This window comes from Streptococcus sp. UBA4344 (genome assembly GCF_002393675.1).
GTDB lineage: Bacteria > Bacillota > Bacilli > Lactobacillales > Streptococcaceae > Streptococcus > Streptococcus vicugnae.
This window is the reverse complement of sequence record NZ_DGTE01000020.1, coordinates 59,694-73,576: the sequence shown is the minus strand read 5'-3', so window position 1 is coordinate 73,576 and position 13,883 is coordinate 59,694. Positions and strand designations below refer to the sequence as shown.

At 38.4% G+C, this 13,883-nt stretch carries 9 protein-coding genes; 3 read left to right on the top strand and 6 right to left on the bottom strand.

The features are described from left to right. The first annotated feature begins 94 nt into the window (after positions 1–94). Together murT and gatD are read left to right on the top strand one after the other, a co-directional pair. Positions 95–1,438 (top strand): lipid II isoglutaminyl synthase subunit MurT, encoded by a 1,344-nt coding sequence (murT, locus tag B4D49_RS03605; protein ID WP_132869296.1) that lies wholly within the window; start codon positions 95–97, stop codon positions 1,436–1,438. Position 1,439: 1 nt separating this feature from the next. After that, entirely contained in the window at positions 1,440–2,228 is a 789-nt protein-coding gene (gatD, locus tag B4D49_RS03600) for a lipid II isoglutaminyl synthase subunit GatD (RefSeq protein WP_132869297.1), read from the top strand. A gap of 172 nt (positions 2,229–2,400) precedes the next feature. Here gatD and eno read toward each other — a convergent pair whose 3' ends face one another. Further along, on the bottom strand, positions 2,401–3,699 hold the full coding sequence (eno, locus tag B4D49_RS03595) for a surface-displayed alpha-enolase (protein ID WP_132869298.1): 1,299 nt from the start codon (positions 3,697–3,699) through the stop codon (positions 2,401–2,403). Between the two features lie 206 nt (positions 3,700–3,905). On the opposite strand from eno, the gene B4D49_RS03590 reads away from it, so the two are divergent. Further along, a complete protein-coding gene (locus tag B4D49_RS03590; RefSeq protein ID WP_286783195.1) occupies positions 3,906–4,355 on the top strand; it encodes a YueI family protein in 450 nt (149 codons plus the stop codon). On the opposite strand, the gene B4D49_RS03585 is transcribed toward B4D49_RS03590, so the two are convergent. The 5 genes from B4D49_RS03585 to hisF all read right to left on the bottom strand — a co-directional run bounded on the left by B4D49_RS03585 (position 4,352) and on the right by hisF (position 13,880). Continuing rightward, on the bottom strand, positions 4,352–5,467 hold the full coding sequence (locus B4D49_RS03585; protein WP_199542469.1) for a glycerate kinase: 1,116 nt from the start codon (positions 5,465–5,467) through the stop codon (positions 4,352–4,354). The two genes, B4D49_RS03590 and B4D49_RS03585, sit on opposite strands and share 4 nt — an antisense overlap. Positions 5,468–5,613: 146 nt before the next feature. After that, positions 5,614–12,264, bottom strand: coding sequence for a pullulanase (locus B4D49_RS03580; protein ID WP_286783194.1), 6,651 nt, complete (start codon positions 12,262–12,264; stop codon positions 5,614–5,616). Between the two features lie 205 nt (positions 12,265–12,469). After that, positions 12,470–12,784, bottom strand: a complete 315-nt coding sequence (gene hisE, locus B4D49_RS03575; RefSeq protein ID WP_132869323.1) for a phosphoribosyl-ATP diphosphatase — start codon at positions 12,782–12,784, stop codon at positions 12,470–12,472. 20 nt (positions 12,785–12,804) lie between these two features. After that, entirely contained in the window at positions 12,805–13,125 is a 321-nt protein-coding gene (hisI, locus tag B4D49_RS03570) for a phosphoribosyl-AMP cyclohydrolase (RefSeq protein ID WP_132869324.1), read from the bottom strand. Beyond that, a complete protein-coding gene (hisF, locus tag B4D49_RS03565; protein WP_132869325.1) occupies positions 13,122–13,880 on the bottom strand; it encodes an imidazole glycerol phosphate synthase subunit HisF in 759 nt (252 codons plus the stop codon). The genes hisI and hisF overlap by 4 nt, the downstream gene beginning before the upstream one ends. Positions 13,881–13,883: the final 3 nt, after the last annotated feature.

The following is a 13,883-nucleotide window of genomic DNA, read 5'->3' as shown; positions in this document are numbered from 1 at the left end:
TTTTCTCTAACTAATTAAAACTACCCCTCTATTATACCACTTTTAAAACAGATTTTCTTTATTCGAAAATACCTTTTTGTGGTACAATATTCCTATGAAAGTAAACACATTAATGGGAATTACGGCTGGTAAAGCAGCTCACGCCATTCTTTCAAAAATGGGACGTGGCTCAACCTTGCCTGGAAAAATTGCCCTCAAATTCGACAAAGATATTCTAGATACGATTGCAAAAGATTACGAGATTGTTGTCGTGACAGGAACAAACGGTAAAACTCTCACAACTGCCTTGACAGTTGGAATTTTACGCGAGGCTTTCGGTGAAATTGTGACAAATCCAAGCGGTGCTAACATGATTACCGGAATCACGTCAACTTTCTTAACAGCTAAAAGAGCGAAATCTGGCAAAAAAATTGCTGTGCTAGAAATCGATGAAGCTAGCCTTCCAAAAATCACTGAGTACATCACACCAAGTCTATTTGTTTTCACGAATATTTTCCGTGACCAAATGGACCGCTATGGTGAAATCTACACAACTTATCAAATGATTTTGGATGGCGCTGCCAAAGCTCCTAATGCTACAATCTTGGCAAATGGTGACAGTCCACTCTTTAATTCAACAACTGTGGTCAATCCAGTAAAATACTACGGATTTGATACTGAAAAACATGATCCTGAGTTGGCTCACTACAACACTGAAGGTATTTTGTGTCCGCAGTGCCAAAGCATCTTAAAATACAAACTTAACACTTATGCCAACCTTGGTGATTATGTTTGTGAAAATTGTGGTTTCCACCGTCCAAAACTCGATTATGCCTTAACAGAATTGACAAAAATCACAAACACAACTTCTGAATTTGTCATTGATGGACAAGGTTACAAAATCAACGTTGGCGGTCTTTACAACATTTACAACGCACTTGCTGCTGTTTCCGTTGCTGAATTCTTCGGGGTTGAGCCTGAAAAAATCAAGGCTGGCTTTGACAAGAGTCGCGCTGTATTTGGCCGTCAAGAAACCTTCAAAATCGGTGATAAATCATGTACTTTGGTTCTCATCAAAAACCCAGTTGGTGCCAGCCAAGCCCTTGATATGATTAAACTTGCGCCATATCCATTTACCTTATCAGTCCTACTGAATGCTAACTATGCTGATGGAATTGATACTAGCTGGATTTGGGATGCTAACTTTGAATCTATCCTAGATATGGATATTCCACAAGCCTTTGCTGGTGGAGTTCGTCATTCCGAAATTGCACGTCGCTTACGTGTAACCGGTTATGATGAAGACAAAATCACTGAAGCAGAAAGTTTAGAAGATATTATGGCATTGATTGAAGCTCAACCAACTGACCATGCTTATATCCTCGCTACCTATACTGCTATGCTACAATTCCGAGAAATATTAGCTAGTCGACATGCTGTTGGAAAGGAGATGAGCTAAGATGACATATACTTCACTACAATCTCCTAACACTAAAGATTACCAATACGAATTAAACGTTGCTCATCTTTACGGAAATCTAATGAATACCTACGGTGACAATGGTAACATCCTTATGATGAAATATGTCGGTGAAAAGCTTGGTGCTAAAATGACCTTTGATATCGTTTCATTAGGGGATTCATTTGATAGCGATTATTATGATATGGTCTTCTTCGGAGGGGGACAAGATTACGAACAATCTATTGTTGCCAAAGATCTTCCAAGTAAAAAAGAAGGTATCGCTGATTTCATCAACAAAGATAAAGTCATTCTTGCTATCTGCGGTGGTTTCCAATTATTAGGTCAATACTACGTCCAAGCCAACGGCGAAAAAATTAACGGTATCGGTGTAATGGGACACTACACCCTTAACCAAAAAAATAACCGTTTCATCGGTGATATCAAAATTCATAATGACGAATTCAACGAAACTTACTACGGTTTTGAAAATCATCAAGGTCGTACTTTCCTCTCTGACGATGAAAAACCACTTGGTACTTGTGTTTACGGAAATGGTAATAACAAAGAAGACGGTACAGAAGGTGTTCATTACAAAAATGTCTATGGTAGCTACTTCCACGGACCAATTCTATCACGTAACGCTAACTTAGCTTACCGACTTGTAACCACTGCTTTGAAGAACAAATACGGCTCTAGTATTACACTACCAAGCTATGACGACATTCTTTCAAAAGAAGTTGCCGAAGAATATGCTGATACTAAAAGTAAAGCCGAATTTGAAAAATAGCATACTAAAAAGCGCCTGAAGACAATTCTTCAGACGTTTTTCTCACTCTTCAATTGGCCCATTTTCTTTACTCATAAAATCATGAGAAATTTACCTTCAATACTATTTATCATTTTAAACACAGAAAAACCTTAGCCTAAGCTAAGGTTTTTTTACCTTATATAATCAGAGATTATTTTTTAAGGTTGTAGAATGATTTCAATCCACGGTATTCAGCTACTTCACCAAGTTGGTCTTCGATACGAAGCAATTGGTTGTATTTAGCGATACGGTCAGTACGTGAAAGTGAACCAGTTTTAATTTGACCAGCGTTAGTTGCAACTGCGATGTCAGCGATTGTTGAATCTTCAGTTTCACCTGAACGGTGTGATACAACTGCAGTGTAACCAGCTTCTTTAGCCATTTCGATAGCTTCGAATGTTTCAGTCAAAGTACCGATTTGGTTAACTTTGATAAGGATTGAGTTAGCAGCTTCTTCTTTGATACCACGTGCAAGGTATGAAGTGTTTGTTACAAAGAAGTCATCACCAACCAATTGAACACGTTTACCAAGACGTTTAGTAAGTTCTTTCCATCCGTCCCAGTCGTTTTCGTCCATTGCATCTTCGATAGTGATGATTGGGTATTTGTTAACCAATTCTTCAATGTAGTCGATTTGTTCTGCAGCAGTACGTTTAGCAGCACCTTCACCTTCGAATTTAGTGTAGTCATAGACTCCGTTATCGTAGAATTCTGATGAAGCACAGTCAAATCCAAGGAATACATCTTCACCTGGTTTGTAACCAGCAGTTTCGATAGCTTTGATGATTGTTTCTACAGCGTCTTCAGTTCCTTCAAATTTAGGAGCGAAACCACCTTCGTCACCAACAGCTGTTTCAAGACCACGTTCTTTAAGGATTTTCTTAAGTGTGTGGAAGATTTCAGCACCCCAACGAAGAGCTTCTTTGAACGTAGGTGCACCAGCAGGTACGATCATGAATTCTTGGAAAGCGATTGGAGCATCTGAGTGAGAACCACCATTGATGATGTTCATCATTGGAGTTGGAAGAACTTTAGTGTTGAAACCACCAAGGTAGCTGTAAAGTGGAACTTCAAGGTAGTCAGCTGCTGCGCGAGCTACGGCAATAGAAACACCAAGGATAGCATTTGCACCGAGTTTACCTTTGTTTGGAGTACCGTCAAGAGCGATCATAGCACGGTCGATAGCTTGTTGATCACGAACATCGAAACCGATGATTGCTTCAGCAATGATGTTGTTAACGTTGTCAACAGCTTTTTGAGTACCAAGACCGTTGTAACGAGATTTGTCTCCGTCACGAAGTTCAACTGCTTCGTGTTCACCAGTAGAAGCTCCTGAAGGAACCATACCACGACCAAATGCGCCTGATTCTGTGTAAACTTCTACTTCAAGTGTTGGGTTACCGCGTGAGTCAAGGACTTCGCGAGCGTAAACATCAGTAATAATTGACATTATGTTACTCTCCTTATGAGTTTTTAATATTTTTACACTAAAATAATACCATAATATCGGCGCTTAAGCAAATAAAAACGAGAATTTTTGAAAATCGCTACCAACTTTCATAGCTTTTCACAGTTTTCAATAACCAGACAGCTCAAAACTGACAGTTTAGTAAATTTAACTTATAATGGTTGTAACAACATACGGAGGCCCTTACTATGACTGATTTAGAAAACAAAGTTTTGCAAGCTGCAACAGGAGAAAAACGCTTAAATCCTGATGAACAACGTCTTTATTTTGGAACTTTTGCAGAACGTGTCGTCTTGTCTATTCCTCTTGAAGAAAGCCGATTAGAAGATGTTCAAAATCGTTTTAGTGATATTTTAGGACAATTAAATAAAAAATACGACACTTTATTAGTTAAAATTTCGCCAAAATTATCCGTTTCAAACCAAATGTTTTACATGAAAACTGCTCAGGAATTACACATTCAAGCAACAATTGTTGATGAAAAAAATGCCCAATCCCCTTATGGTATCATTGTTCACTCAAACCAAGCTGAAAATGTAGCAAATCCTCTGCTATCTGATCAATTTCCTATTAGCCATAATGAACCAAAAGAAGCCCCTAAAAAGGGCTTCTGGTCAAAACTTTTCCACAAAAATTAAAATCTAGTAAAGCTTAGTAAATTTCCAACGTTTTGTGCTGTGCGTTCCAAGTTTTGCCTAGCTTTATCAAGAGTATTTTCCAAAGTATCGACATCAGCAATGATCGGGAAAGCAGCCTGAATATTTGAAATTGGGAAACTTGGCAAATCATCTTTAAGACTGCCACAGATAGCAATCACTAATTTTCCGCGTGGTGTTCGTTGAGCGAGTCCAACTGGTGCTTTTCCTGACAAACTTTGCTTATCCATACGTCCTTCACCGACTATAACAACATCTGCTTTTTCAACACGTCGATCAAAATCAAGCATATCAAGAACAGCATCGATACCTGAAATAATTTGCCCACCAGCAAAGGCCGATAAACCAGCTGCCATTCCACCACCTGCTCCTGCTCCAGCCAAATCCAAAACAGCTGGGAAGAAAGTTTGGTAAAATCTTTCCATATCTTTATCAACGCTTGCAAAGTCATCTTTTGCAAGCCCTTTTTGTCCTCCAAAAATATAGGTTGCTCCATTTGGACCACACAAAGGATTGGTTACATCAGTGATGACTGTTATCTTAGTTTGCGACAAATCCCAATGACAACTTTCGTAAGAAACCATTGTAATCTCTCCAAGATGCTCACCAATAGCCTCTACTTCATGACCAGTTTTATCAAAGAACCGGTAACCTAAACCACCGGCCATACCAAGACCACCATCATTGGTTGAACTACCACCAACGCCAATCATAATTTCTTCGACACCTAGTTCAACAAGGTGACCAATCATTTCACCGACGCCTCTTGTTGTAAGGGTTAATGGGCTACGCTGATCAGTCGGTACTTTTTCTAGACCACAAATATCAGCCATTTCAAAAACAGCTAAACGACCATTAGTTGCATAATGAGCTTCAACGGGTTGACCGAGAGCTCCTGTAACGGTATAGTTTTCACGTTTTAAATGGAGACCATCAGTCAATGCTTCCAATGTGCCTTCACCGCCATCACCAACTGGCATTAAATCAAAGGTAGCGTTAGGCAAAGCTTTTCTAAACCCTTTTTGAATAGCTTTTGCAACTTCGAGTGCCGATAAACTTTCTTTAAATGAATCAGGTGCGATTAATATGTGCATAGTACCAACTCCCCCTTACACTTCTTACTACTATTATATAATTTTTTTAACAAAAGAGGTTACAAAAACATGAAGCTATACAAAAATCCCCTTTCATACAAGAAAGGGGATTGTAATGAATTTTAGTCAGAGTACATAATCATAGTTTAGCCATTTTTCTTATGTCTTTTTACTTCTAACACTGCTAAACTTGCCAAGCTTAGAAGACCTACAAAGCTTAAAACATTGCTATTTCTTTGACCTGTTTCTGGCAAAGCACCTGTGCTATTTTCAACTACCTTAGCAGTTTCAAGATTATTAAGAGCATCAAATACAGCTTTATTTTGATTTTGTGCAGTTTCTAAGGCTTGTGACGCTTGATTAGAATCAGTAGACACTTCATTTTCTGCGATTTTATCTTGATAAACAATACCATACTGACTAAAGTGGTCTACATCAAAGACTGCAAATGTTACAAGGTGACCATCAATAACTCTATTCATTAGTTGGAATGTAAGAGATTGAGGCTGACCATTAACTGGCAGATAAAAAACTTCTGAAATTGTTTTACCAGCATCAACCGGTAAAATGACACGAGCTGTTTTGGTGATATCCAACACATGACCTTCATCATCTGTTGGTTGAATATCAAACAAATCATAATCGTCACCAGTTAAAATTTCTGGTGTTTTAGCATCGTTAGTTTCTTGATGACTTACTTCAATTTTTTTGATATCTTCACGCTCACCTGGCGCTAAAACAACACTAACACCACTCGCTTGGTCATAAAGAGTTCGCTCAGTTTCAGCACTAGCTTTTCTCAAACGTAAAATTGTTGCTGTTAAGGGATCAAGTGTCACACTATTTTCTGTAAATGACACACCTTTTGGATTTAAAATCGCACTTGAACCAGCTTGTTCACTATCTGCAACTACTTCAGCATTCAATAAAGCTTTATAGGCATCTGATAAAACAATATCACGCGCTTTACTATCAGCGTTGATAAAGACAGCATAAATATCTCCGTTACTTGCTTGTGTTTGATAGGCAATAATCAAATCTTCTTGACCTACACCATTTTCATTTGGTACAGTGATTAGTTTAACTTTGCTATCAACTTCTTCCTTAGTTTTAAGGGTAAAGGCGTCAGTTGAGCGACGTAGAGCAATCAGACCTTTTGTATAAGCTTGTGTTTTCGCATGTTCTGGATAAGCTGTTTTATCTGTCGCCTTTGTCCAATCAAAATGATTAATCGCATCAGTTGAGTCATAAGAATCACTGATGAAATATGGATAGTCAAATGGTGTGCCATCTAAGTTGGTTAGTAAATCTGATTTTTCTGGTACTTTATCAGCAGAAACAGGAGTCTTATAGGCTTCGTCACGGAATTGTTTGGTGCGGCCATATTCTTGACCTGAATGAATAAAGGCTGTTCCTTGAGAAGTTAAGATAATAAGATTTCCCAAACGTTGACGACGTAGAATCTCAGATTCATTTTCAGCAACTGATGGATCTTTATGGATTGATTTGGCAATAATATCGTGAAGCGTTAAATTATCGTGAGCCGCAATGTATTGAATTACATCACCTGGATCATCCGCTGTGAAATTATTTGGCTGAGCTTTGATAGTGTTAAAGAGTTCTTGTAAATCTTTTACCCCACCAGTGATAAAACATGGTAAACCTTCACTTGGATAACCTGATTTAAGGAGATTACGAATATCATCAGAGAAAGAAGCAACACTATCTGTGTGTGCCATCCAAGTTTGGTCAGCTGGTTGACGACTATCATTAGCATCACCTGCATAAGTTATCCAACCTTCACCAAGCATAATAACATTTGGATTCAAGGCTTTTGCTATATCATAAGCCATCTGAACAGTTTGGGCATCCAAATCTCCCATCATATCAAAACGGAAACCATCTACTTTGAATTCTTTTGTCCAATAGGCAATAGAATCCAAGACCATACGTCGAGTCATGTAGTGAGTTGTTCCTGGACGACCACCGCCAAAGCTTGTCTTAGCTTTGCCATCTGCTTCCATGAAGTGATAATAATTTGGCTCTAAATCTTCAAGAATAGCAAGATCTGCTGTGTGATTATAAACAACATCCAGGATAATGCCCATGCCATGGTTGTGAATTTCATTGATGAGATTCTTAAATTCAGCAATACGTTTAGCTGGATCTGATGGATTTTCAGAATACATCCCTGTCAAAGCAAAATAGCTTTGTGGGTCGTAGCCCCAATTATAGTTTGTATTACTTGAAGCATAATCAGTTAATCGTTGACTATTAATTGCTTCATTAACATAGTAATAACTCATCACTGGTAACAATTGAATATGAGTGACACCTAGACTTTGGAGATAATCTAATTTTTCAGCAAATGCCGCAAATGTCCCAAATTGATTACGAAGCTCTTCTGAAATCGCTGTGTCAGATGTAAAGTCACGGACATGTGCTTCATAAATAATGGCATCTTCACGAGCTGTGTAACCTTTAATATCTGCATAAGTCATGTCTTGATTACCAATAGCACTTGTATCGACAATAGCTGCTTTAGCAACCTTATATGATGGATCTGCTCCTATTAAGTCACTATTCCATTCAGCTAGTGACTTAGCATAAGGATCAAGTGCTAAAACAGTATCCTCACCACGAGTGATTTCATAATGGTAATAATAACCACGATAATCAGTAATTCCTAAACCAAGACTTGGTGTCAATGTCACAGACCAATCGCCCTTATCACCTTTTGCCATGGCAACTTTACCAAGAACTTTTGTTTGGTCATTTTTATCATAAAGTACAAGTGAAACACTGTCAGCACTTGGAGACCAAACAGTCAAATCAACACGCGCTCCTTCTTCAGAAACACGCGCTCCCAATTCACCGTCATAAGCGTATTGTGAATCCATGTATTGCCAACTTCTTTTGGCTTGATAGTGATCTTCAGCATAACTTACAGTATAAGTTGTTGCTGCTGAAAAATCACCTGTAATGGTTACTTTATTGCTTGCAGCATCTAGACTAATAGCTGTAATCGCAACAGGATTACCATCTTTATCGCTTACTTTAAGATTTTCTAAAAGGTTATCTTTATCAGCATCTGCTAAGTTGCTGATAATTGCTGAAAGTTCTGTTTGACTAATTTGTTGTGCTGATGTTAAGCGAACAGTGCTTACAAAATATGGATTCGTATAAATAGTCTTATCCTCATCTTTCAAGAAAATTTGTGTTTGATTAGCTAAATCTTTAAAAGTGTAATTGTCTGGTTGAATCTTAGCCGCATCGCCTTCTTTTGATTCATCAAGAAGCAAGAAACCAAGTTCATTGAAATCAGCTAAAGGAACATCAATATAGGCACCATATTTGCCAAAATTTTCAAAATCAACTCCATCAGGCCAAGCCCCCATACGAGAAGTGATTGAACCGTCTGCACTACCCCATAGCCAAATCGCTAAATTCTTGTAATTACCATCGCTACGATAATAATTAATCCGAATTTTTCCTTTTTCAAGTGGAGCATAGTAATTAGCATTGTAATTTTCATCAAACCAAACCTCATTCATGTCCTGGCTAATGAGATTAACTAATTTGTCACCTGAAACATTATCACCCTTGCTATTATTGATTAACAGTCCAACCTTGTGACGATTAGCATTTACCAATTTCACATCAAGATAATAACCATAAGCATCACGTTTAGCATTTGAAAAATTAAGAGCTCCGTTTGGCCAAGATTCTGATGGGTGTTCAACATCTTCCCAAGTCCATAAACCAAGGCTAGCTAAATCATCTGATGGCAAAGTCTTAAAATGAACGCGCAGCGTATTTTCAGCAATTGGCTCTTCTTCTGTCTGAGCGATAAAAGCCTGTGTAATAGCACCTGCAGACACTTTTAGTAACATGGTACCACCTTTTGAAATGGCTGGCGCTTCAATATCAAGATAATACTGACCATCTTGTCCAAGGAGAGCTTGATAAGTTGCTCCTGTGTAATAATCAGTCACCGTTGCTGCCTCAGTCAAAAGCAAATGAAGCTTTTGTGACTGGTCTTTCAAATTGTACAAAATATAAGCTGCATCTGAGTCATTTGCTCGTTTGGCAAGAAGCCAGCCTTGGCTATCATTAACTGCTACTGTACTGTGACTACCACGCGCCAACAATTCACTGTTATCACGACGGAAGGCTAATAATTTTTGATAGTGCTCTAAAACTTCATTATCAGTTACATCATTCCAATCAAATTCATAACGATTATCATAGTAAGGCCAGTTATTAGCACCAGATTGCCCTAGCTCCTCACCATAATAAATGACTGGTTGCCCTTTAGCAGTTAACAAAAGCGTTGCTGCTAATTTGAGTTTATTTAAATCACCACCAATGCTATACAAGAAACCATCTTCATCATGGCTACCTAGAAATTGTGCCAAGGTATAAGCACTAGTAAGCGCATCATTTCGGGCAATCAATTCATCATTTGCATCTTTCAAGCGACCATTAACTAGCAACTTAGCAATATCTTTAAACCCAAAATCAAGCAAACTATCCATGCTACCAGTGCCTAAATCACCCTTGGTATCTTTGTAATTGGCACCCCAACTTTCTCCAACCAAGTGGAAATCAGCATCTTTTAGCGCTAGCTCATTTTTAAAATATTGCCATGTCGTATCATCAACGTGTTTAACAGTGTCGACACGAAAAGCGTAGATACTATTTCCTTTTTCTGTTGTAGATTTTTCAAGCCATGCTGTTTGCCAAGCAACTAATTGCTCTCGCACAGCTTTCTCTTCTGTTTTAAAATCAGGTAGGCCAGATTGTGACCCTTGAATATCATCGCCTTTATCTTCTTCTGGTGTACGTACCATACCAGCAAATTTATCTTCTGTACCATAACCTGAGTGATTTAGTACCACATCAACAATGATATTAATGCCACGTTCGGCAGCCTGATCAATTAATTCATGGAAATCATCAAGTGTTCCAAGATGAGGGTTGAGTTTTTCAAAATCATCAGCCCAATAGCCATGATAAGCATAATACTCTTTACCAGCTTCAGTGCTAACATTTTGTGGAACATTTTCAACAATTGGTGTTACCCAGATACTTGTTACGCCTAATTGTTTGAGGTAATCAAGTTTAGCGGTAACCCCTTTAAAATCACCACCTTTGTACACACCTGCCTGATTGACAGCTTTAGCGTAGTCTTGATGATAAGGATCATCATTGCTTGGATCACCATTGTAAAAACGGTCAGTCAACATGAAGTAAATCACTTGTTCATCCCAGTCGACTTCATTAGCCTGTTTAACTCGCTTGGTTACAGTGACCGAAACCGTCGTATCATAATAACCATTATCTTTATCAAAGACTCGAACAGGAAGACTATAATTTCCGGGTTGAGTATCTGAAGTTGCCGTAATCGTTACACGATTGAGCTCAGGTGACATTTCAATAATACCACCACCGATTTGAGTCGTATCAACTTGCATGCGCGTGATGTCAACATTTTCCGGATTAGTAACTGTCACATCAATCAAATCGGTTTCATTATAATTAAACGGACGGTAACTACTTGCTGCTACTGAAACATTGTGTACTCCAGGGGTAGCTTTTGAAAAGTCCTGTCCTGTAACCGTAGCTACATAATAAGGATTCGTATAGACTGTGGCATCGTCATTATGTAAGAAAATCTGACTATGAATCTCTCGATCAGAAAAGGCCATATCAAGAGTTTTATTACCAGACTTGTCAGGATCATTTTGATTAACTAACAAGAAACCAATATTAGAATCTAACAATTTTGACAGAGGTAGATCAATATAACGACCGTAAGCTCCTTCTTGTGTGAAATCAAGAGCATCTGTTGGCCATGTGCCAAATTGCGAAGCCACATCTCCCCAAGCCCACAGGCCCCAGCCATCATAATTACCATCATCGCGCTTGTAGTTAATACGAATAATACGGTCATCAGCTAAAGGCTTATAGCTATAAGTCGTAAAATCTGAAGTAACCCAAACTTCATTAGCATCTTTTGATAAAGGTTTAATGCTTTGGTCTGAATCACTAGTCTTCTCACCATTTTTTAGTAAAAGGTAGCCAATGTCACCGTGACTTGCCGCTTGCTTAAGGTCAATGTAGTAACCAAATTCATCTTTCTGATTAGCAGAAAATGGCGTTGCTGCTGCAGGCCAATTATTACCATCAGAAGGTTCAGCTACAGCACCCCAAGTCCACAAGCCATACTGCGCATAATTATCATCTGTTACTGCTTGGAAGTGAACTCGAATCGTATTTTCAGCAATCGGAGGATTTGATACTTGACTGTCAGATTGAGGAGAATTTAGAAGATTAATCTGATTAGCAGTCTCAGTAGTGGTTTCACTAGTAGAAGACTCTGGACCTACTGTTTCTGAATTACTTAGCTCATTAACAGCTTGATTACCTTGACTTTTTGAAGTAGCTTCTGAAGTTTGTAAATCTTGTTCAACTTCTTGTTCTGCAGCAACTGTTGGCTGAGACTCAGTCTCATCAACCGAGTTAGTTGGCTCGTTAGTTTCTGTGTTTAAGGTCTGATTAACTACCTCAGTAAACTCAGAAGTTTTTTGCTGCTCAGTCACAGAAAGCAAGTTATCACTCATTTCCTCTTCAGCTGCTAGCTGGGCATTTACCTGATCTGCAGAAACGCTTGTTATCCCAGCGCCCCAAAAAAGTGCAGTCGCAATTGCAACCGAAGCGACACCAACTTTTAGCTTACGAATCCCAAAGCACTCTCGCTTTTCTGGGAAAGAAAGTCGACTTATCTTTTTCATTGAAGACCTCCGTCTTAAATTAGTAGTATTTTATGCTTTCAGTATACAAAATACTTTATATTTACGCAAGCGTTTTCGTAAAATAAATATTATATTTAAAAATAGTTTTTATGGTAAATAATTAGATACTAAGAAAAACAGAGTGCAATCGATTGCTTTTGGACACAATAAAAAAGGGTAGAACTTTTTCTACCCTTTTTTTAACTTAATAATTTGTAATTTCTGGTCGGTCGTGAACATTGCTCTTTTTGCCTTGACGAGCCTCTAAAACAGCTTCGACATCATCAGTAGTAACACCAGTTTCAACTAGCATAACTGCCAAATGATATAAAACATCTGCTGTTTCATTAGCAATTTCATCTTTATCAGCATTTTTAGCTGCAATAACAACTTCGGTTGCTTCTTCACCGACTTTTTTCAAAATCTTATCTAAGCCTTTATTATAAAGATAATTCGTATAAGAGCCTTCTTTAGGATTTTCCTTACGGTCTAAAGCTTCTTTGTATAATGTTTCTAACATTTTCCAGTCCTTTCTGTCTTTTACAAAATATCATTGAAAAAGCAGCTATAAGCTCCAGTATGGCAGGCAGCACCTTCTTGCTTAACTGCTACAAGCAAAGTGTCACAATCACAATCCGTCTTAATTGACTTAACATACTGGTAATGACCACTTGTTGCTCCTTTATGCCAAAGTTCATTTCGTGAGCGACTCCAATAATGCATTTGTTTTGTCTCTAATGTTAAACGGTAAGCTTCTTCATTCATGTAAGCAAGCATTAACACTTGCCCAGTCTGATAATCAGTAACAATTACAGGAAGAAGACCGCCTTGTTTAGCAAAATCAAGTTTAATATCACTCATTGTCTCACCTCAATTCCAGCTTTGGTCATGGCTGATTTGGTGTCAGCAATCGATACTTCTCCATAGTGGAAAATCGATGCAGCTAAAGCACCTGTAGCTGTTGTCTTTTCAAATACTTCTACCATGTGCTCAATATTTCCAGCTCCCCCAGAAGCAATAATAGGAACATTGACCACATCAGCAACTGCATTTAACATATCTAAATCAAACCCTGATTTAGTACCATCTTTATCCATACTAGTGAGAAGAATTTCACCAGCACCAAGACTAACAACTTTTTTTGCCCATTCAATCAAATCAATGCCTGTATCCTTACGACCACCAGCAACATAGACATGCCAAGTGCCATCTTCTTCTTTTCGAGCATCAATAGCTGAAACAACACACTGATTACCAAACTTTTCAGCACAATCTTTAATCAATTGCGGATTAGCTACCGCTGATGAGTTAACCGCCACTTTATCAGCACCAGCTTTAAGCATTTTATTCATATCCTCGACAGAGCGAATACCTCCACCAACTGTAAATGGAATAAAAACTTGGTCAGCAACGCGTCTCACCATATCAACCGTCGTATCACGTTTTTCGTGTGTCGCTGTAATGTCTAAGAAAACCAATTCATCACAACCAGCTTCATAGTAGGCACGCGCGGCATCAACAGGATCTCCAACATCGGTTAAATTAACAAAATTAACTCCTTTAACCACACGCCCATCTTTTACATCAAGACAAGGAATAATGCGTTTTTTCAGCATAGA

What these genes read in the sequence shown, in the direction of transcription:
- eno (WP_132869298.1), bottom strand. Translation starts at nt 3,699, where the DNA reads ATGTCAATTATTACTGATGTTTACGCTCGCGAAGTCCTTGACTCACGC.
- B4D49_RS03580 (WP_286783194.1), bottom strand. Translation starts at nt 12,264, where the DNA reads ATGAAAAAGATAAGTCGACTTTCTTTCCCAGAAAAGCGAGAGTGCTTT.
- B4D49_RS03590 (WP_286783195.1), top strand. Translation starts at nt 3,906, where the DNA reads ATGACTGATTTAGAAAACAAAGTTTTGCAAGCTGCAACAGGAGAAAAA.
- B4D49_RS03585 (WP_199542469.1), bottom strand. Translation starts at nt 5,467, where the DNA reads ATGCACATATTAATCGCACCTGATTCATTTAAAGAAAGTTTATCGGCA.
- hisE (WP_132869323.1), bottom strand. Translation starts at nt 12,784, where the DNA reads ATGTTAGAAACATTATACAAAGAAGCTTTAGACCGTAAGGAAAATCCT.
- gatD (WP_132869297.1), top strand. Translation starts at nt 1,440, where the DNA reads ATGACATATACTTCACTACAATCTCCTAACACTAAAGATTACCAATAC.
- hisI (WP_132869324.1), bottom strand. Translation starts at nt 13,125, where the DNA reads ATGAGTGATATTAAACTTGATTTTGCTAAACAAGGCGGTCTTCTTCCT.
- murT (WP_132869296.1), top strand. Translation starts at nt 95, where the DNA reads ATGAAAGTAAACACATTAATGGGAATTACGGCTGGTAAAGCAGCTCAC.
- hisF (WP_132869325.1), bottom strand. Translation starts at nt 13,880, where the DNA reads ATGCTGAAAAAACGCATTATTCCTTGTCTTGATGTAAAAGATGGGCGT.